14 protein-coding genes and 2 pseudogenes are annotated in these 21,560 nt (G+C 39.3%); 10 read left to right on the top strand and 6 right to left on the bottom strand.

All coding sequences use genetic code 11. From position 1 onward, the window contains the following. Nucleotides 1-247 precede the first annotated feature (247 nt). The 5 genes from RMZ42_RS10455 to RMZ42_RS10475 all read left to right on the top strand — a co-directional run bounded on the left by RMZ42_RS10455 (nucleotide 248) and on the right by RMZ42_RS10475 (nucleotide 7,855). Complete coding sequence (locus RMZ42_RS10455; RefSeq protein WP_322671362.1) at nucleotides 248-1,033, top strand: hypothetical protein; 786 nt, start codon at nucleotides 248-250, stop codon at nucleotides 1,031-1,033. Between the two features lie 5 nt (nucleotides 1,034-1,038). Further along, nucleotides 1,039-1,998, top strand: a complete 960-nt coding sequence (locus RMZ42_RS10460) for a DUF1822 family protein (protein WP_322671363.1) — start codon at nucleotides 1,039-1,041, stop codon at nucleotides 1,996-1,998. Nucleotides 1,999-2,018: 20 nt separating this feature from the next. After that, nucleotides 2,019-4,367 (top strand): CHASE2 domain-containing protein, encoded by a 2,349-nt coding sequence (locus tag RMZ42_RS10465; protein WP_322671364.1) that lies wholly within the window; start codon nucleotides 2,019-2,021, stop codon nucleotides 4,365-4,367. A gap of 13 nt (nucleotides 4,368-4,380) precedes the next feature. Then, complete coding sequence (locus RMZ42_RS10470; protein WP_322671365.1) at nucleotides 4,381-5,190, top strand: DUF928 domain-containing protein; 810 nt, start codon at nucleotides 4,381-4,383, stop codon at nucleotides 5,188-5,190. 163 nt (nucleotides 5,191-5,353) lie between these two features. Then, entirely contained in the window at nucleotides 5,354-7,855 is a 2,502-nt protein-coding gene (locus RMZ42_RS10475) for a filamentous hemagglutinin N-terminal domain-containing protein (RefSeq protein WP_322671366.1), read from the top strand. Nucleotides 7,856-7,935: 80 nt separating this feature from the next. Here RMZ42_RS10475 and RMZ42_RS10480 read toward each other — a convergent pair whose 3' ends face one another. Continuing rightward, a complete protein-coding gene (locus tag RMZ42_RS10480) occupies nucleotides 7,936-8,064 on the bottom strand; it encodes a hypothetical protein (protein WP_322671367.1) in 129 nt (42 codons plus the stop codon). Here RMZ42_RS10480 and RMZ42_RS10485 point away from each other — a divergent pair. Continuing rightward, nucleotides 8,054-8,218: pseudogene (locus RMZ42_RS10485) on the top strand (ShlB/FhaC/HecB family hemolysin secretion/activation protein); the annotation flags it as partial. The gene RMZ42_RS10480 and the pseudogene RMZ42_RS10485 overlap by 11 nt on opposite strands. Nucleotides 8,219-8,399: 181 nt before the next feature. Beyond that, the gene (locus RMZ42_RS10490) at nucleotides 8,400-11,060 is read left to right on the top strand and encodes a CHAT domain-containing protein (protein ID WP_322671368.1); all 2,661 of its coding nucleotides are present in this window, start codon (nucleotides 8,400-8,402) and stop codon (nucleotides 11,058-11,060) included. A gap of 211 nt (nucleotides 11,061-11,271) precedes the next feature. Here RMZ42_RS10490 and RMZ42_RS10495 read toward each other — a convergent pair whose 3' ends face one another. The 3 genes and pseudogenes from RMZ42_RS10495 to RMZ42_RS10505 all read right to left on the bottom strand — a co-directional run bounded on the left by RMZ42_RS10495 (nucleotide 11,272) and on the right by RMZ42_RS10505 (nucleotide 15,006). Beyond that, entirely contained in the window at nucleotides 11,272-14,004 is a 2,733-nt protein-coding gene (locus RMZ42_RS10495; RefSeq protein WP_322671369.1) for a zinc-dependent metalloprotease, read from the bottom strand. Between the two features lie 402 nt (nucleotides 14,005-14,406). After that, a pseudogene (locus RMZ42_RS10500) lies at nucleotides 14,407-14,814 on the bottom strand (Coq4 family protein); the annotation flags it as partial. A 12-nt stretch (nucleotides 14,815-14,826) separates the two neighbouring features. Beyond that, nucleotides 14,827-15,006 carry a hypothetical protein gene (locus RMZ42_RS10505; protein WP_322671370.1) on the bottom strand — a complete coding sequence of 60 codons (180 nt, stop codon included), beginning with the start codon at nucleotides 15,004-15,006 and terminating at the stop codon, nucleotides 14,827-14,829. Between the two features lie 557 nt (nucleotides 15,007-15,563). Here RMZ42_RS10505 and RMZ42_RS10510 point away from each other — a divergent pair. Together RMZ42_RS10510 and RMZ42_RS10515 are read left to right on the top strand one after the other, a co-directional pair. Beyond that, a complete protein-coding gene (locus RMZ42_RS10510; protein WP_322671371.1) occupies nucleotides 15,564-15,860 on the top strand; it encodes a hypothetical protein in 297 nt (98 codons plus the stop codon). 581 nt (nucleotides 15,861-16,441) lie between these two features. Next, nucleotides 16,442-17,890 (top strand): AAA-like domain-containing protein, encoded by a 1,449-nt coding sequence (locus RMZ42_RS10515; protein ID WP_322671372.1) that lies wholly within the window; start codon nucleotides 16,442-16,444, stop codon nucleotides 17,888-17,890. A gap of 111 nt (nucleotides 17,891-18,001) precedes the next feature. Here the strand turns inward: RMZ42_RS10515 and RMZ42_RS10520 are convergent, their stop codons facing one another. Continuing rightward, nucleotides 18,002-18,379: a hypothetical protein gene (locus RMZ42_RS10520; RefSeq protein ID WP_322671373.1), complete on the bottom strand. Its 378-nt coding sequence runs from the start codon at nucleotides 18,377-18,379 to the stop codon at nucleotides 18,002-18,004. Nucleotides 18,380-19,015: 636 nt separating this feature from the next. On the opposite strand from RMZ42_RS10520, the gene RMZ42_RS10525 reads away from it, so the two are divergent. After that, entirely contained in the window at nucleotides 19,016-19,507 is a 492-nt protein-coding gene (locus RMZ42_RS10525; protein ID WP_322671374.1) for an orange carotenoid protein N-terminal domain-containing protein, read from the top strand. Between the two features lie 354 nt (nucleotides 19,508-19,861). On the opposite strand, the gene RMZ42_RS10530 is transcribed toward RMZ42_RS10525, so the two are convergent. Beyond that, the gene (locus tag RMZ42_RS10530; RefSeq protein WP_322671403.1) at nucleotides 19,862-21,505 is read right to left on the bottom strand and encodes an acetolactate synthase large subunit; all 1,644 of its coding nucleotides are present in this window, start codon (nucleotides 21,503-21,505) and stop codon (nucleotides 19,862-19,864) included. Nucleotides 21,506-21,560: the final 55 nt, after the last annotated feature.

The raw sequence follows: 21,560 nt of genomic DNA on the forward strand, positions 1-21,560 counted from the left end.
CTCTCTACGTATAATTTTTAATTACTGTGTAAATTTTATTACATGTAAAAATACGGTAATCTTTTAATTAACATCGCAAACCTGACTATGACTGCCATAAAAGAACATTGTATAGTCATTGCAATTGTCATAATTTTTACATTATTCATATCTCTGCAAGTACTATTCCAAAGTTTTCATAATTTTCTGAATTTTAACTGATATACAAATAAGGTCAAAATAATGCTTATAACTGTGCTGCTGTCTCGTGTCTACTGTACTTTTTTTGGTTAAAGCTTTTATGGACGATCGGGATGAACGCCTGCGCCAATTGATTGCAACAGTGTGCCAACACCCAGATGGCAGCCGAGAATGGCGAAAGGCTATGAGTCGGCTTCTGATTTTAATTCAGGGACTACCAGAATTTAGAAAATATTCAAGTATAGACTGCCCCGATTATTTTTTAGATGCCCTGAATCAAACTTTGGAGTGGTTCAGCCAAAATATTAGAAACTTTCAACCACGTACATCTTCAGTTGGAGATGATTTAATAAGATGGATCAAAAGCTACCTTTACTGGGGCATCAAAGATTTAAATTCACCATCTCCACCTTGGGGAAAAAAATTTCATTTGTCTTTGGATGAAAGCATTTTGAATTTTGATGCAGAAATAACAACTTGGTTGGAACGAGTATCAGAACAAGGACAACTATTAGGAACACCAGCAAATCCATATATTTTGAGTGGACTAGAAATTTATCTGGAAAATTTAAAGCAGCAGTCACAACAACGTTTAGTAGACAACCTGGCAGTTTACATTGAGCAAGATCCAGACAAGCAACTACAAAATTGTTATCCTCGCAAACATCCCGAATGCAACTGTCAAGTACTAAGCCAAAGATTGCTGTTTATTTTTAAGAACCCACCAGATACACTTGCAGATATTGCTCGCGAGAGCCAAATCAATTACCAAACTCTGGTATCTCATTGGAAATTAAAAGCAATACCGCTCCTACAAAATGTTGCAATTCAACTTGGATATCAATCTAATTAACAATCATGAGTAGCACAGAAACGCTTTATTTAAAAATTCCACTTGGACGAGAAGCCCATGCGATCGCCCGCCAGTTTGCTCTTGAACAAACTACATCTCAAAAAGGTAAACAAATCTATTTGAATACACTAGCAGTTTATGCTGTTTACAGTTACTTGAAATGGTTGCAGATTGATACAGCTTTAGAGAAAAGTGATAGTTGGCATCCCCTAAAACGAGCTTTCTTTGATGTTGCCGATTTAGTTATTCCTAACATTGGTAAGTTAGAGTGTCGCCCAGTTCGACCTGGAGAGACGGCAATTTACTTACCTCCCGAAGTGATGAAAAATCGGATTGGTTATGTAGCTGTCCAATTTAGCGAACGCCTTCAAGAAGCGGACTTGTTGGGATTTGTGAGAACAACTACTATTTCTATTACTTCAGAGCAAATATCATTAACAAGCCTTAAACCCCTTAATTTCCTTTTTGACTATATTCCTAACACTGTCACTCACCCTGCACTTAGGGCAAGCCAGATACAGGTGAACTTAAGTCAATGGTTCGAGAATCTATTTGAAAACAGTTGGAAGGCTTTAGAAGAAATTTTCGGCAATATAAATGAGAAAAAATTTGCTCTCAGAAATATTTCATCGTTGGGTGAAAATAGCGTAGCGAGAGCAAAAATCATAGATTTAGGACTACAACTGGGAAATCAATCACTAGTGCTGCTTGTAGCGATCGCACTATTCTCTCAACAGAAAGTAGAAATACTAGTACAAATACATCCTTTATCTGAAAAACTCTATTTGCCATCTAATCTGAAAATTAATTTATTCTCAGACGCAGGAAAAATTATTCAAGAAGTCGTATCACGAAGTAATGATAATTTTATTCAATTAAAAAGGTTTCGAGGGGATTTTGGAGAAAGCTTTCATATCCAAGTGTCTTATGGTAATTTCACAATCAAGGAAACTTTTGTCATCTGACACTTTTTTGTAGGAGTGTAATGAGTAAGTTAGTTGTCTTGAATTTAGGTAAGGGCGACCTCCATAAAGGTTTTCCTGATGTCACGGTTCAACTTGGGTTAATAAATGACCCACGTGCGATGGAATTTCGCGGAAGTTTACCACCAGCACCAGAAATTTCTCAACTTTATCGAAATTGGCAAATATTATATTCAGCTCTCTATCGTTACTATGGATGGTGGACACGTCTGGAAGTTGAAGATAATGACATAACAAATTTTTCGGAATTGGAATTTAACGATTTATGTCAGCAATTATCATCTAGAATCAATATTTGGCTCAATTGTGAGCAGTTTCGCAAAATCGACCAAAAATTACGTACGCAATTAAATCCAAATGAAGAAATTTGCTTTGTAATTGCAACTTCTGATAAATTACTACGACGACTTCCTTGGCATCTATGGAACTTTTTTGAAGATTATCCAAATGCTGAAGTTGCGCTTAGTCCCTTAGAACCACAAAGACTAAATAAAATATATACTCAAGAAAAAAAAGTTAAAATTTTAGCGATTTTTGGCAATAATCAAGGAATTGATATTAGTAAAGATAAGTATTTATTAGAGAAATTATCAAACCAAGCTCAAATAAATTTCTTAATTGAGCCACAACTCAAGGAGTTAAGTAACGAACTTTGGGGGAAAGGTTGGAATATTCTATTTTTTGCTGGACATAGTTCTAGTCAAGAAAGAGGAGTTCTGCAAATTAATCAAACAACAACAATTACTCTAGATAAATTAAAATATGGACTTAAGAAAGCAATTGAAAGCGGATTGCACTTAGCAATTTTCAATTCTTGCGATGGCTTAGGTTTAGCAGAAGCATTAGAGGATTTACACATTCCCCAAGTCATCGTTATGCGCGAACCAATCCCGGACTTAATAGCACAGGAATTTTTAAAACATTTTTTAGGTGAATTTTCTAGCGGACAATCACTATACTCTGCACTGCGCGAGGCGCGAAAAAGGCTCGAAGGAATAGAAGATAAATATCCTTGTGCAACTTGGTTGCCAGTAATTTGCCAAAATCCCTTGTCAGCACCAATGATTTGGCAGTCGCACCGAAAGATGCTCACCACTAAGAGTGTTTTAGTAATATTGCTAACAAGCTTGTTGATAACAAGTTTAGTCATGGGAGTGCGGTATGGGGGTTATCTGCAAACGTCAGAATTACAGGCTTTTGACCATTTTATGCAGTTGCGATCGCATTTTGTCACCGAAAAACCTGACGAGCGGATTTTAATTATCACAGTTGATGAAGCAGATATTCAATACCAACTCAATAAAGGAATGCAAATGCGATGGTCATTATCTGACCAAGCCCTTGCTTTATTATTAGATAAATTAAATAAATACCAACCACGAACTATCGGTTTAGATATTTATCGTGATGGTAGTGTAGATCCAAAATACTCAAAATTAGCTACTCGTTTTCAAAAGGATAATCGTTTATTTTTTGTATGCAAAGTTCCTACTACTGGTGATGATGGGGATAGTGATGGTATTCCGCCACCTTCTGGAGTTTCAATAGAACGCTTAAGTTTTAGTGATTTTGTTGCAGATGAAGATGATCTTGCTCGTCGCCAGCTTTTAAATTTGACTCCTCCCCCAACATCTCCCTGTTCTACAGAAGACGCTTTTAATCTCAAACTAGCACTTCATTATTTAAAGAAAGAAGGTAAAACATCAAGTGTTACAAAATCAGGTTATTTACAAATTGGTGATATTGTGTTTCAGCAATTAAACGAACACACTAGCGGTTATCAAAAAGTAGATGCATCCGGTTATCAAATCTTGTTGAATTATCGTTCTCTTGACTCTGTGGAAAAAATTGCCGAGCAAGTTAGTTTGAGAGATGTGTTAAATGAAAAAATCTCATTAGAAACAGTTCAATCACTCAAAGACCGCATTATTCTGATTGGTCTTTCTGCCCTCACCAATACAAATGATTATTGGAAAACACCTTTCAGTTCCAATGCCAAACCGAAGCAAAAGCAAACACCGGGGGTATTTGTACAGGCGCAGATGCTAAGTCAAATCCTCAGCGCAGTTTTAGATAACAGACCTTTATTGTGGTGGTGGTCTGGATGGGTAGAGGCACTTTGGATATGGGGATGGTCATTGGTAGGAGGTATTACAGCGTGGTATTATTCAAAACCTCTGCACCTGGGATTGGCGGTGATAGTCACACTTTTAACAGTATTTGGATTATGTTTTGGTATTTTTGCACTAGCTGGATGGGTGCCATTTATCCCCTCAGTATTAGCGTTACTAGCTACCCAAGTAATGGTAATCTCATGGTTTAGACGTTTGCATATTCATAAGAGAAAATAATTAAATTTTGATTATGATTAAAAAAAAATTACTTGACCAACCAATTCAACGCGCTTGCGTAATTTATTTGGTATTTATTGGTTTGATGAGTTCCTCGCAATCAGTGCAAGCACAACAGACAAATTCGATTCCAAACACTGTTAAAAATTCGCCTTCCCAATCCTCTCAGCAACCGAAATTGCCTAGAAACGGCGCACCCACAGGTCGGCGCAGAGCTGGGGCTGGGCGCACTGATTGTCCTAGCAATCTTACACGTCTGACAGCTTTAGTACCTGGTGATGCAGAAAAATCAGTCTTAGCATCAACAGTTGCAGAAAATCCAACTTTTTGGTTTTATATTCCCCAATTACCACAAACCACACGTTCTGGAGAATTTGTGTTACAAGTGCTAGATGGTAAAGATGTACAAAATGTCTATCGAACACCTCTTACTCTGTCTGGAAAACCAGGAGTTATCAGCATTACTTTGCCAGCACAACCGCAATATTCTTTAAAAGTAGATAAGAAATATCATTGGTACTTTCATATTTATTGCGGCGATGTACAAAAAACATCTGACAATTTTTATGTCGATGGGTTTGTGCAAAGGCAAGTTCTGACAGAGGCTCTTGATAGTCAGTTAAAGTCAGCAAAATCAAAAGAGTACATTGTTTATAATGCCAATAATATTTGGTACGATGCCCTAACTAATTTAGGTCAACAACGCCGCACCAATCCGCAGAATGCAACTCTTAATAAAGATTGGCTGGACTTATTAAATGCAGTTGGCTTGCAAGACATTGCTAAAGAGCCAATTGTAAAGGATTACAACTTGGAAAAATAAGACTAGTCACACGATGCAGTTACTGATTTACGTAATTGCGAATTGCGTTAGCGCAGCGTAAAGCCTTCGGCATGGCTTCGCTTAGAGCGAGTCTTCTCCCAAGGGGAGACGCCAAGGGCGAACGAGCGTCATTGCGAATTGCGAATTGTTGAATGGGGGTGCTATGTCAGGGATTCAAGATTGGCGGTGTTGGTGTAGTAGTTTGACGGTGGGAAGTGTTTTAATTACTTGCTTACAAAATAGAGTTTTTGCCCAAAAAATTACTCCAGATAACACCTTACCTAATAACTCTAGCGTTGCAAAAGAGGGTAATACCTTTAATATCACTGGAGGAACCCAAGCAGGAAGTAATTTGTTTCACAGCTTTAGCGAGTTTTCTGTACCTACTGGTGGCACTGCTTCTTTTAATAATGCTTTGGATATTCAAAATATCATTACTAGAGTCACAGGTGGGTCTATCTCGAATATCGATGGCTTAATTCGCGCTAACGGTAAAGCTAACCTATTTTTGCTTAATCCCAATGGCATTATCTTTGAAGTGAATGCACGATTAGATATTGGTGGTTCATTTTTAGCAACCACAGCCAGCAGTTTCAAATGGAGCGATGGTAGTACCTTCAGCGCCACCAATCCTCAACTTGCCTCTGAATTACTAGCAATCAATCCTTCGGCACTGTTTTTCAATCAACTGCAAGCAGCCAAAATTAAGAACAGGTCAACCACCGATGCCGGAAATAATCTTAAAGGGCTGAGAGTCCGAGATGCGCGAAGTTTGTTGTTAGTGGGTGGAGATATTATACTTGATGGTGGCTCCTTGAATGCTTTAGGTGGACTAGTAGAATTGGCAGGAGTCTCTGGTAATGGGACTGTGGGATTAAATGTTGATAGTCAAGACCTGAGTTTGAGTGTCCCTAATGGTGTACAAAGAGCCGATATTTCTTTGAGTCATGGCGTAGTGGATGTGAGTGCTGGTGGGGGAGGCTCAATTATAGTCAATGCTCGGAATTTAGATTTAAAACAACAAAGTCAACTTATTGCTGGGATTAAGTCAGGTTTGGGTACAGCAACGGCTACAGCAGGAGATATTAAAATTAATGCTACCGATACTGTTGCCTTGGATAACAGTCCCGTTAGGAGCAGAGTAGAAGAAAACGGGCAGGGCAAAGCCGGAGGTGTATCGATTACTACAGGCTCATTAGCAGTAACCAATGGTGCCCAAGTCAGTGCCAGTACGCTTGGAAAAGGGGATGCAGGCAGTGTCACCATTTTTGCTAGAAATACTGTCAAGTTTGATGGTGAAGATAAGTATGGATTTGACAGTGGGGCATACAGCCAAGTCAGACCTGGAGGAGAGGGCAAAGCCGGAGGTGTATCGATTACCACTGGCTCATTAGCAGTAACCAATGGTGCCCAACTGGGTGCCAGTACGTTTGCAAAAGGGGATGCAGGCAGTGTCAGCATTTTTGCTAGAAATACTGTCAAGTTTGATGGTGAAGATAAGAATGGAGTTAACAGTGGGGCATACAGCCAAGTCAACTTTGGAGCAGAGGGCAAAGCCGGAGGTGTATCGATTACCACTGGCTCACTAGAAGTAACCAATGGTGCCCAAATTGATGCCAGTACCTTTGGAAAAGGAGATGCAGGCAGTGTCAGCATTTTTGCTAACACTTTTGAAGCTAGCAATGGTGGTCAAGTATCTACCATAACTTCTGGTGAATTCCACGCTGGTAATATTACATTCCATGTCAAAGACAACATTACCCTCTCTGGTTTAAAAACTGGTCTATTTGCCAGTACCAGTGAAGGTTCTATTGGTAATGGCGGTAATATTATCATCGACCCCAGAATCATGACAATTCGAGATGGTGCTACAATTGCCGTTAACAGTCAGGGAGAAGGTATTGGTGGTAATATCCAACTGACCGCAGGCTTCCTCACACTAGATCGAGGCACAATCTCCGCCGCAACTCGTAGTAATACTGGTGGTAATATCACTCTCAACCTGCAAGAGTTATTATTACGCGATCGCAGTCAAATCACCACCAATGCTGGCGTTGATCAGTTTGGTGGTAATGGTGGCAATATCAAAATCACTGCCCCCAATGGTTTCATCCTCGCTGTGCCTAGTGAAAATAGTGACATCACTGCCAATGCTTTTACAGGCAGTGGTGGCAGAGTGGATATTCAAGCCACTGGCATTTATGGTATCGAGTTCCGTGAAAGTCCAACTGTGTTGAGTGACATCACTGCTAGTTCAGAATTTGGTACACAAGGCACTGTAGAACTCAACACCCCAGATGTTGACCCCAACAGTGGCTTAGTACAATTGCCAACAACACTAGTTGACACTCAGGTGGCTCAAGGCTGCTACAGTCCAGATTATGCTCAAAACCGATTTGTGATTGCTGGACGCGGCGGTTTACCACCCAATCCCCAAGACATTCTCACTCCTGATGTGCCTCAAATCGATTGGGTGTCTGTTAAACCTACTAACAACAATCGTTCCATACCACCTGTTAGCAGTACAACTATTTCCACTCCTAAACGCATTGTTGAAGCCACAGGTGCGACGCTAAACGCCAAAGGACAAATAGTCTTGAGTGCTAATTCATCTGCCGCCCCCTACACTTTCAGACACAACCCTATTCAGTGTCATGGTCGCTAAAGTTACTCATATTTTGATAGTGTCCTGCTTGCTGATGTTGTTCAACAGCCTGATAACTACACTCAGCAGGGCACAGACACTCAATCGCGTACAACCATCCCAAAACAATTCTGCTTCGCTTCGGCAACTTCCGCCACCGCAGGATGTCCAACCACCCTCACCCAAAACACCAACACCACCAACACTACCGCAACTTCCGCTACTAACACTCTAGCTTCTGTTGGTTTGGGTTTACGTTGGTTACAGGGTAATAACTTTACTGCTGGTGTTGAGTGGGGTATCCCTTTAGTTTCTGTTGATACTCAAAGCAATACATGGCAAGAAAACGGTTTATATTTTTTTGTACACTATAATCCGTTTTAATTTTACACAAAATTGCAGAGCTACAGAGAGTTATATCAGGTTTGTATTCTCACTAATTAGAAGGATTAAATATAGCAGGAGGCAGAAGGTAAAACTATTATTCCTAGCTTTCACGCTTTCAAAATGTCCTAAACTATGTGACTACGGCTATACTATTTAAGAAAGTAAGTTTTAAAATTATATGAAATTTTCCCAGCATTTTTTTATAGCATTATTGACTGTATTACTTTGTGCCTTTTTGCCATATTTGTTTGATTCATTTAATTATTTAACAGCAGCATTTGCAAAATCTAAAGTTGGATTTAATTCTGTTTTAGCAACTACACCTGCTGTTAACCCAACCCAGACTTCTAGCTTAGTACAGCAAAGTCAAGTACTTTATGAAGCAGGACAGTTTATAGAAGGGGTACAACTTCTCAAAAAAGCAGTAGCTGAATTTAAAGCTACTAATGATGTATTGAATGAAGCTATAGCTTTAAGCAATCTTTGTTTAGCCTATCAGCAATTAGGACAATGGCAAGAAGCAACTGAAGCTATTACACAAAGTATTAAACTATTACAAACTCTCAAAGATGCAAATTCTTCACAAATCTTAGCCCAAGCTTTAGATGTTCGAGGTGGACTGGAATTAGCACAGGGACAAACTGAAGCAGCCTTGGGTACTTGGCAATCAGCAGCTGAAATTTATCAACGCTTAGATCATATATCTGCACTGATTCACAATCGTGTTAATCAAACCCAAGCAATGCAAGCTTTGGGAAATTATCTCCAAGCAGATAAAACCTTAACCTCAGCCCAAGAAATTCTTAAAAACCAACCAGACTCTTCTGTTAAAGCTACAGGATTGTATAACTTAGGGAATGTCCGGCGAAGTTTGGGTTATTTAGACGATTCGCACAAAATTCTCGAAGAAAGTTATTTTGTGGCTAGACGAGTCAAAGATGCGATCGCTCAAAGTAATGCTTTACTAAGTTTAGGTAATACAGCCCGCGCTCAAATCTATGCTCAACTTAGTTTGGGTAACTCAAACAACGCCAAAGATTACACTCAAACAGCAATTCAATACTATCAACAGGCAGCACAGATTGCATCAATTAAACCTACTGTACGTCTTTTGGCTCAACTAAATTTATTAAGACTACTGGTAGAGCAAAAGGAATTTAGCCAAGCAAAGGCATTATTACCTCAAATTCAGTCTCAGATAGACAGTTTACCTCCAAGTCGGACGGCTGTTAATTACCGAATTAACTTTGCCCAAAGTCTGAGCAAAATGACACAAAACTCAGTTCAGCCAAAAGATGTTGCTAAAATGCTAGCGCAAGCTGTCCAAATAGCTAAGAGTTTAAAAGATGAACGAACCGAGTCTTATGCCCTTGGTACTCTTGGTGGTTTGTACGAACAAAGTGGACAGCTAGCCGATGCTAATAGCCTTACACAACAAGCCTTGGTGAAAGCCGAGTCTGTTGATGCTCAAGACATTACTTATCAATGGCATTGGCAGATGGGACGGATACTGCAAAAGCAATCCGATATCCCAGCAGCAACAGCTGCTTATAATCAAGCTTATAATGCCCTCAAATCTCTTCGTAATGATTTAGTTGCGATTAATCCTGACGTACAATTTTCTTTCCGTGAAAGCGTAGAACCCGTATATCGACAGTACGTTGATTTACTGCTGCAACTTCCGGAAAATACTCTTCAAAAGCCAGATAATCTCGTTCAAGCCCGTCAGGTAATTGAATCTCTCCAGTTAGCAGAATTAGATAACTTCTTTCGTTCGCCCTGTTTGCTACCAAGAATTGACCTTGATAAATTAGTTGAAAAGCAAAAATCTACAGTAGTTATCTATCCAATTATTTTAGATAATCGACTGGAAATTATTACTAGGTTGCCAGGGCAAGATGCAATCTCCCGTCAAACAACTAAAGTCTCTAAAGATGTATTAGAAAACGTTGTAGAACAACTACAGAAATATTTACCCATTGCTAGTCGTGAGCCTAATGTTAAGCAGCATTCGCAACAGTTATATGATTGGTTAATTAAACCTATAGAATCAGATTTAGAAAATGCAGAGATCGCATCCATAGTGTTTGTGCTTGATGGTTCTTTGCGGAATATTCCAATGGCGATTCTTTATGATAAAAAACAGCAGAAATATCTGATAGAAAAGTATGCTGTTTCTTTAATGCCCGGACTACAACTCCTCGATCCTAAGCCTTTACATAACGTGCGGCGGCTAAACGCTTTAATTGCTGGGGTTGAGCAAGAACGCTTGATTGAAGGTAAATCATTTCCCAAACTCTCAAATGTCACACAGGAATTAAAACTAGTCCAATCTGAAGTCAAATCAACTAAAGAACTCTTAAATCAAGAGTTTACTATAGCTAATCTGCAAAAGCAAATTCAATCTACTTCCTTTTCAGTGGTGCATCTAGCTACTCATGGGCAATTTAGTTCAGATATTCAAGAAACCTATATTCTTATGTGGGATAAGTTACTCAGGGGTAGAGAGCTAGATAATTTACTTCGAGCTAGGGGTGAAAATCGACGAGGAACAATTGAATTACTCGTCCTTAGTGCCTGTAAAACTGCCACAGGAGACAAACGAGCTGCTTTGGGATTAGCTGGAGTAGCAGTACGGGCGGGCGCACGCAGTACCCTAGCAACTTTGTGGACAGTAGATGATGAATCTACTAGCGACTTTATGGGTGAATTATATCGACAATTGGATGCTGGAGTAACTAAAGCCCAAGCTCTGCAACGCGCCCAACTTGCGATTTTAGCTAAAGAAAATCGTCCATATTTTTGGGCCCCTTATGTTCTTCTGGGCAATTGGTTATAATTTTTGAAAAAATCTGCCAATCAATGTTTTCATAAAGAACGCGGTATCTTGAGGAAGTGGGGCATTGGGCATGGGACATGGAAACAAGAGAATAAGCAGGGGAGCAGAGGGCAAGAGAGACAAGGGGGACAAGGAGGAATTATTGAAACTCTCTTCTTTGTCTCCTTTGTCTCTTCTCCATGTCCAATGCCCAATGCCCAATTTATTATGTCTACCTAGAAAGTAATTGTGCGTTTAATGCTTTAGTAATGCGATCGCCAGAAGCTTCTAAGTGAGCTAAGGTGTAAACATCAAGGCTTTCGCCAAGTTGTTTGAGTTTGACATCAATGGCTTTTTGGAGTTGGCGCAATTTATACCAAGCCAATGTCCGACCATCTTCAGGTGTATTAGTAGTACCCAACATCATCTGTAACAAAATATTCAGATGCTCCCGTTGCAATGAACGCCGGATGCTCGAAATTGGCTTTGGTTCTCCGGGGGCGAAAATTTCTGTCCAGATGCCTGTTTGCAGAGTGTCGAACAGTTCTGGCATGGAAAGCGCTTCTCCAGGCAGAGTTTTTAATTCTATATCTTGTAACCGATTTAGGCGATCGCTGTCTAATAGCGATCGCAATATCATACTTTGAAAACTCAAAATGCGATCGTGAATTGGATAATCAAGGCGGTTATTAGGTGCAGAACTACCCCAGTCTCCCCAACGCGATGGTGCTAGTTGATTGAGCAATTGTGGTGAAAAGCTGAAAGCATCATCTGCAAATACATATTCTTGCAATTTTGTCAATGCTTGGCGTTGTTTTAAAAGTGAAACTGGTACAAATGCCCAAGCAGCATCATTACTGGTATGGAGACGCCGAAACGATTGTCCGCCAATGTATTTAGAAAGCAAAGTGGCGTTCCGAAAATAATATTTAAGTACTCTATTAAACTGAAGGCGTAGGTTACTATAGCTTTTGGCTTTCGATAGATAACCCTTATCAAGACGCTCCCACATAAAACGAGCATTATCCATTTGCCACTGCGAATACAGTAGCACATCACTACTCATATCCCAGACATTTGCTAAAGGATTAATGTCCCAGATATCTTCATCGCTTGCATAAGATAATTCTGGTTGAGGCGACGCTAGGGCAATCTGGTCTAAAAAACTTTTTTCTGATTCTGGAATAGTTACCTCCAGCGCTGTTGATGGAAATTTTTTATAACCATACTCAATTGCCCATTCGTCATAAGGCCCAATAACTCTTGGAAAATAGTCACCTTGCTGTACTCCCTGTGGTGCTATGTTCACAGGTACATAGTCCATCACCGAACCCACTAAACCTTTGGTGCGAGTGATTTCAGTATTATTTAATTCTTCTGGCGCTAACATGGTGCTGCCGTAAAAGTTGTGGCGCAAACCCAGAGTGTGCCCGACTTCGTGAGCGATAAGAGAACGCAAATATTGATGCACATACTCCTTCATCGTTTCACTACTAGATGTAGTGTTTGGTAACATTGATAACGCCAGCGCCCCCATAGCTGCTTGATTTGAAGATTCCATACCATAGCAGGACTCTGAGGAGAAAAAGCGAGCAGAGGAAGATGACGCAAATCTATCCAGGAATTTCCCCGCGTCTTCACGTCCTTTCGTTTTTTCTTGACATGAATTTGCTTCCATCAGTGCGTGATATTCTTGCTGAACTAAACGCACCATATTGGCATCCACAATGATATCTGCATCCAATATTTCCCCGGTGAATGGGTTGACGCGCATCGGCCCTTTGGCAAAACCTGCATCTAAAGAATTGAACCAGCGAATGGTGTTGTAATGTACATCTGCTGGTTTCCAATCAGCATCATCTGGCATTTGTTGCACTTCAATGGCATTTTGAAATCCAGCTTTTTCAAATGCTTTGTTCCACATCAAAACACCTTCACGAATCGGATCGCGGTATTCTAGTGGTACAGCATTTTCAATCCAATACACAATTGGTTTTTTGGGTGGAGATAAGGGGGCATCAGGATTGGATGGTTCTAGATGCCAGCGATTAATATAACGTACAAATGATTCGCGAGCATTATTATTAGAGAAATCTTGGAAAGCAGTAGTAAAATATCCAACTCTGTCATCAGCAAGTCTGGGAATATAACCATTGTTTTTTCTCAGTTGAGAAAAACTGTAGTGTACCTTTAGAGTGAGTGCCCTGCTATCGGGTACAGCGATTAAATTTGAGCCTTCTAATGATGAAAAACCGTAAATCGAATCAATCTCTACGTTTTCAGGGAAACTGTTAACATCACCAAAATATGATTTGCGTACATCTAAACGGTAATCAGCTTGTAAAGAATATTTTAATAGAGGAGTTAATCCAGGTAAATCCTGCATTAGCAGTCCATTCAGGTCGAGCAGAATATTTTTACTTTTTGGATCGATAGTAGCTATTTCGAGTGAATAAAGAACTGAATCGCTAAATGAGCGAGCAAGCGATCGCTGTTCTGGTATACTATCTGTACGGAATTTTAAATTACGTACAACAAAATGCAATCTATTATTTACTCGTTGGAAGTAAAAGATAAAATCAGAGAGAGGTAATCCACTATAAACCCCACTTTCCCCAACCCCTGATTCCAATGTCACTATAGCTAGATAATCTTTATTTAGCTGCTCTGGCTTAAGTTCTAAGAAAACTTTTCCCGAATCCTCGCTGCAATAAAGTGTGAAAAGTCCCTCTAGTTTATCTACCTGATTAACAATCCCATTAAATCGGCAAAAATCCTCCTTTTTAATCTCAGCAATATTCTTGTCAGCACTTGCTACGTTTTCAACTACTGGCAGTGTATTTAAGTGCTGTACATCAATATTAGAAGTATTTGAAAGTTGGGTTGCTCCTGCATAATCATTTGATAGAAACAAGTTAGACAGTAATACTATACAAAATACTAATTTCGTTATCCAGTATTTCATCCTTTGGCTTTCCACCTGAAGCAGTTATCGTGTTAAGGAAAAATGTGGATTAGTTTGTCATCTGCAAGTCCTTCAAATATCTAAGGACTACTATATAAATCCACTTAGTCAGATAAACAATGTCTCTAACCTAAAAGTCTGTAAATATTAATTGTTATTAGTAGCTCTTTAGGAATTACCCATTAAGTATTTATGTCTTAAAGCAGATAATTTTTACCGCTAAAGATATATGTTTTTTTTGCTTATATCTGTATTAAAAACCAAATGTAGCATTAAAAATGTATTTAGCGCTACATTTGACAGCCTAAGCAATATCAAGCATTTTTTATAAAAAAAGAGCAGGGCTTTTAAAAAAGCTGTTATTAAGCAAGTAAATCCTTTTTTCGGATGAATTGTGGAAATTTATGGTAATCTCAACTTTTTTCTCAGATGGTCAATTGGTTCTTCCCAATGGTCTTCAAAGCGGTAGCCCAACAGAAAATCAGCTTTCTTGCCTAGTTCTCGCCCTTTCTCCAGGTTGGCGAAAATCGCTTTGATTTGTTGGCGAGCTAAAATTGGATAGAGCAATCTAGCCAAGCACAGACCGATTTCAAGTGATTTACTGTAGTTTTGTGTAGCAGCAAAAGCAAGTACACCAATTTCTCCTGCATAAGTGGTGTCAAAATCAAGTAAGACATGAAAAATATCATGGGTAACTAAATATCGCAGAGCAAATAGATTACGTTTGGCAACGTCTTCTAGTTTAGGACTGATATTTAATGGTTTTAGTTGATTTATCCGCATCTGATTGGCATATTCTCGTCCAAAGGAGCCTTGAGGATATTAACTTAATTGGTTCAAATCAATTACGGGATAATATCCTACTATTGGTTGTAGTTTGGAAGCAACTTTTGGAGAAACTTTAGTACCAAAAAACTTGGATTTAAGAATGGCAATATCAACCAAGTTTTCTGAGTTTTTATAAGCCAGAAGTGCTTTGAGTTGTTGTATTTGTTTGAGCATAATACTTTTCCGTAATGGGCTAACAACAGTTGAGAAAGAGCCGGGGGTAGACTTTGATACAAAATTATCTAACATTGAATAACTGTTAAGGACAGAGTTAGGTGAGTATGCTAAATAACAGACTAGAAATATTGACAGATAAAAATAAGAAACCCTTGTTGTGACTAGTTTTTATAAATACAGGTGTAGCTTTAGTTGACGAATGTAGACACAAAGAGGCTTCCCGCAGAGTAACCTAACACCAAGAATCCTTGCTTTTGTTGGGGGTTTCACTCTGTTCAACCCAATCTACAAATATTGTATTTTTTCAGATCCACAAAAGAGCGTAAATAAGTTCTCTCTTCCCCAGGGTTGAATAAGCCTTTCTTTTTTATAACTAAGATATGCCTTTTGCTAGAAGGATGATTGCCTTTTTATAGTTAGTCTTTACTAGTACTCCAAAAAATAAGTTAATTGGCATGATAAATTTGGTTTCTAGGACGATTAGTCACATCAATTCCTTGCTTAAAGGACTTCAGATAAAAGGTTTTTTAGCTGTTGTCCTAGTTGGTTTTATAATGCTGACAACGAATGTTAGTGATGGGCAAAATGACAAGGGCTTAAAAGAGAGAGTTCGTGAACAGGTAGAGCAGAATGATGCTCAAAGACCGAAAACAGTAGGGCAGTGGTTTAAAGACGCTCGTGAAACAGAAGCTTCTCCTGGCGAACGACTTCAGAAGATTGGGCAACAGTCAGGAGAAGCCTTTAAAGAATTTGGATCTGGGTATGTAGAGGGCGCTCAAGAAACTGCTAGTGATGTAGGGGATAGTGCGGCAAAGGCGGGCAGAAATATCACAAACAAAGTTGCACGCTAAATGCGTCAGAATATCCTATTGGCAGCAAGTAGTAATAACTTTTCGCCAATAAATTAGTTACGCATAGAGACGTTGGTAATAAATCAACAAAGTCTTCAAATACTTCTTGGGTAACGCGCTTACTCTTCTTGATGAAAGATTATAGCGTTTCTCAGTTGCCTAAAATATAGGTCTTTAGTAGGGGTGCATAGTTAGCTATGCGCCCCTACTGCGTGTTGCATTCAAAATACCTCACCTCCATTCCTCTCCTACTTATACGGTGTAATTGTTATAACACTTAATAAAACAGTATAAATAAAGTGAACTATTAAGGCTTGTGATTTTTTATTTGCAAATGGTAAAGGATGCTTGATACAGAAATGTCTGCACCTTTCCATAGAAATAGCAAAAATGGCAATTGATGTAGTGACGTTTATTTATACCTACCCATCTAACTATCTTCAAATATAAATGTATATTTTTTTACTAGCTGAAAAACACTTTAAGAACAGGTAAGTAACTGTTCAATAACTACTTAAAAACATGAAACAATGAGGAGATAGCTAAGACGGTCAGAAAAAAGTAGATAGATAATTAATGATATGAAGCAATCTAAGAGTACACGAAAGCGGGGACTTATCTTAACGATCGCTGGGCTGAAGCGTTTACAAAGGGCAATTCTGGCTATAGAAAAGGTAGAAAACAATGGACATCGCTTCACTCTAGAAGATTTAGGCGATCGCATGAAGGTATCTACCAAAACTCTAAACCGATTATGGTCATTGAATACAGGCGTGGATCAAAAAACCTTGAAATTGTGCTTTAGCGCTTTTAACCTAGAATTATGCAGCGGAGACTATGCAATCCTGAGTGAGCCAGATCGTAATGAAGCTTCTCCAACTCTCTCAATGAGTTTAGATACAGGAGAAAGAAAATTATTTCCGTCTTTATCCTTAGATTCTCTTGCGACTCAACACCACAACCAGCTCGAAAATCTTTGGTCATACCCAGATGGGCCAGTACCTGTAGATTCCCCCTTCTATGTCGATCGTCCCCCCATCGAGGAACTTGTTTATCGAGAAGTAATTCAACCAGGCTGTGTGATTCGGATTCGAGCACCAAGAGAAATGGGAAAAAGTTCTCTTGTGCTGCGGCTGTTAGCCTTTGCCAAGATGCAAAGTTATCGCTCGGTGAATGTGAATTGTAACCAAATCGATTCAAGTTGTCTGACAGACTTAAATAAACTTTTGCGTTCTCTTTGTTGGCAAATTGCAACAGAATTAGGTATTAACCCAAAGCTAGATGAAAACTGGGATGAGGAAATAGGTTGTAAGTTGAGTTGCAGTTTATATTTGCAATCTTATTTGCTCAAGCGGTGCAAAAGTCCAGTAGTTTTAGTGTTAAATGAGGTTGACCGCTTTTTTGAATATCCAGAAATTGCTCCAGAGTTCTTTGGTTTGTTGCGCTCTTGGTATGAAGAAGCACGACAAGATTCCAACTTACAGAAACTCAGACTAGTGGTAGTTTACTCCACAGAAGTATATGTCTCGCTGGATATCAACCGTTCTCCATTTAATATTGGACTACCGATCCGTCTGCCAGAATTTACTGCCCACCAAGTAAAATACTTAGCCCTACGACATGGTTTAGATTGGGCTTCTGATAACGAAGTTAAGCAACTGATGTCTCTTGTAGGGGGACATCCGGCACTGATTCGGATTGCTCTATATTATCTATGCTGTCAAGGAATGACCTTAGAAGAACTGATAGAAGATGCGATCGCTAACGGCGGTATCTATCGCTATCATCTATGGCGACACTGGGCAATCTTACAAGAAAATCCTAGTTTAGTAAAGGCGTATGTTGGCGTTGTAGCGGCAAAGCAAAGTATTTCTCTCAATCCCATTGACGCTCATAAGCTCGAAAGCTTGGGTTTGATCGCTTATGAAAGCGATCGCATCTTACCGCGTTGTGAACTCTACCGTGCTTACTTTAGAAAACAACTAGGTGTTGCTGAATTTGAATATGAATCATTGCAAAAACGTGCTTGAGAACAAACTGTCACAAACTCTTTTTCTGAGGTTCACGTAATGGCTGGCTTCCTTTAATCCCCTGTCTTGCGATTCTCTAAGGATTAGAACAAGGTTCCCAACGAAAAATAATTAATTGTTTGACCAATAAAGCTGATAATTCTCGATATAAAATTTTCCATTATTGGAAGACATTTTGAAAAAGAAGTAATAATCTTCTGGCTCCCAAATACCAAATTCTTGCTCTTGTTCTTGAAAACTAGCTGTCGAACCACTATTGGGGATAGTCATGCCAGCAGTTAGTGTTCTATTTTGTGCTCTCATTAGAAAAATTTCTAGCAGACAGAAACCCTGTAGTTCAGCAGAATAACGAATTTTGAAACGGATTTTTCCACCATCGCGTAGGGTCTTTTGAATAGAAAAATTTTCAGTTTTAACGGGATTGCCAGATAGATAAATGCCTTGACCTTGCGTTATTATATAACTTTGTCTTTCGTTGAATGAATTCACAAATTTTTCTTCTCCCAAAGAATAGAATTGATTGATATAATTGTATTATTAGCGAGCAAATAACTGTTTTTAAAGATGAGTTATTTCTGTGCTTCTGAATATCACGTTTGTATTTTCCAGCTATCTTCAAAAAAATGCAATGACAGTTAAGACAGTTAAGAAGACAGTTAAGAAAATAATGAAAAACTGAATTATGCAGAGCGATGCCTGCGGCGGGCTACGCCAACGCAACCCGTGAAAATAGAGATTAACAATTCTTCATTTATGAAGAAGAGGGGAATGGGCAAAGGGGAAAGGGGAAAGGGGAAGGGGTAAAGGAATGGAATTTTTCCTTTCCCTTTAACCTTTTCCCCTTTTCAGTAATTACTAATAATGTTCGCAAACTCGCTATCACTGGATTTGCACAATTACAATAAAAATAACATCTATCCAGGGAAATAGCTTTTAACAATTATTCAATTTGGCAGCAGACTTTTAATTGCCAACTATTTCATTTGGCACTTGTCAAGCATTATTGTGGCTTTGAACGATCTTCTTTATGATTTTAAGACATATGTCTTCAGTAGGGTAAAACTCTAAATATACATTTGGTAACATTGCTTAAGAATAAATAAGTAATTGCAATTGAAATTAATCATGACATACACACAAACCAACGATCCAACTATTCGCGAACACGTTCAAGCTTGGCAAAACTTAAATGTGGATCAACAACTTGCTTTGTTTTGGTTTATCTATAAAGAAATGGGGGGTTCAATTACTCCAGCTGCTCCTGGAGCCAGTACTGTTTCTCCAGAAATAGCCGAAGGTTTATTTAATCAAGTTAAGGAATTATCTCACGAACAACAATTACAAGTTCAGCGTGATTTGATTAATAAAGCGGATAGCCAAATTTCTCGTGAGTATGGCTCTTTGGGTGATACCACAAAACTCCTATTTTGGTATCGATTATCTCAAGGAATGGATGATGGGACTATCATTCCTGTACCTGGTGATTATCAACTTCCTTCCGAAGCTAAAGCTTTGTTTGGCAAAATTCAAGGATTAGAGTTTGAGCAGCAGATTACTCTTTTCCGCGATTATGTTTCGCCAATGGGTACTGAAGCAAAATCAGGTGCTGAAATTTAGAATTTTTGAGGATGGTTAAGGCTATCTATTAACCCAAGTTGCGGGTTATCAAGTACAAACTTAGTATTGATTGCGATCGCAATCAAATTCGCTTGCGGGTGGGATTGCTTCTTCGTTCCTCCTGTCTACGAGACGCTGCGCGATCGCAATAACAATTTAAATCGTTGCAAGACTTCCCAATCCTTTATAGGTACAGTAGGCTCAAAGGGATCTTCATAGTGAATAACTGTTCCCCGTAAAGAATAAAGTGGTGCGTTACACCAAGTGCGAACGCACCCTACCAAAACACTAAAAAAGTTAGGAATAAATAACTCCTAACTCTTGTACAGACGCGATTAATTGCATCTCTGCTTTTTACAACGCACAAGTCAACTCGCCGGCTTTTTGACTGAAGCGGTGATTCTCCCGATAATCTACGGGACAATCTATCACGGCGGGTACATCTTGAGCGAGGGCTTCTTTCAAAGTGGGAATCAAATCTAAAGCCGATTCAACTCGGTAGCCTTTTAAACCCATGCTTTCGGCTAATTTGACAAAATCAGGATTGCTAAAATGCACAAAGGATGAGTTTCCTTTGCCAAATTGATTTTCTTGCTTCCACTCAATTAACCCATAGCCACCATCATTGAAAATTATCGTCACAAAAGGCGTACCGACACGCAAGGCTGTTTCTAATTCCTGAGAATTCATCATAAAGCCGCCATCGCCTGTGACAGCAATAACTTTGCGCTTAGGATGAACAAGTTTTGCTGCTAAAGCGCCAGGAATTGCAATACCCATAGCTGCGAAGCCATTGGAAATTATGCAAGTATTGGGACTATGGCAATGATAATGACGAGCCATCCACATCTTATGTGCGCCAACATCAGAGATGACGATATCATCTGGGCCCATCACTTGGCGTAAATCATAAATTAACTTTTGCGGCTTGATCGGAAATCCGTCATCATGGGCATACTGTTCGTAATCAGCCCGAATCTCCGATCTTAAGCTAATAGCAAAGGGATCGGGTTTGCCTTGTCTGTCTGCTAATTTTAAGATTTCATAGAGGGAATCGGAAATATCTCCCACAACTTCGGCGTTGGGAATATAACTACTATCAATTTCTGCCGGATTTACCCCAATATGCACAATCGGAATTTCACCATTACGATTCCATTTCTTCGGGGAAAACTCAATCAAATCGTAGCCGATCGCAATTACTAAATCTGTGTTATCAAAGGCACAGGTAATGAAATCTCTTTGCTGTAATCCCACTGACCACAAAGCTAGTTGATGTGTGTAGGGGATCACGCCTTTACCCATGAAAGTATTGGCAACAGGTATATTCAACAAAGTAGCAAATTGCGTTACGGCATCACTGGCATGAGCGCGAATTGCTCCATTTCCGACTAAAATCAATGGGTTCACAGCTTGGCAAATTGCGGCAGCTGCTGCCCGAATGCTAGCAAAAGATGCATAAGTTTTTTCGCTATTATCCTTACGCAAAGGTTTGCCTTCGACGGGCATGGCAGCAATATTTTCTGGCAAATCGATGTGAACTGCACCAGGTTTTTCAGATTGCGATCGCTTAAATGCTTTCCGTACTACTTCTGGTGTAATACTTGGTCGGACAATCTGCTTATTCCACTTGGTAACAGGTGCAAACATTGCCACCAAATCTAAATATTGATGAGATTCAATATGCATTCTATCTGTTCCCACTTGACCGGTAATCGCCACTAAGGGCGCACCATCGAGATTAGCATCCGCTACCCCAGTCATTAAGTTGGTTGCTCCAGGGCCAAGAGTAGAAAGACATACTCCGGCTTTTCCGGTTAAGCGTCCATAGACATCGGCCATGAATGCTGCACCCTGTTCGTGACGAGTCGTAATAAATTTAATTGAAGAATGTTTTAGCGCTTCCAAAACGTGAAGATTTTCTTCACCAGGAAGTCCAAAAATGTATTCCACTCCTTCATTTTCTAGGCACTGCACCAATAACTCTGCTGTATTCATTTTATTTTCCGACAACTCTATTAACGAATAAGACTTTTGTTCTTTGTCATTAGTC

The organism is Nostoc sp. DedQUE05 (assembly GCF_034530955.1).
GTDB lineage: Bacteria > Cyanobacteriota > Cyanobacteriia > Cyanobacteriales > Nostocaceae > Nostoc.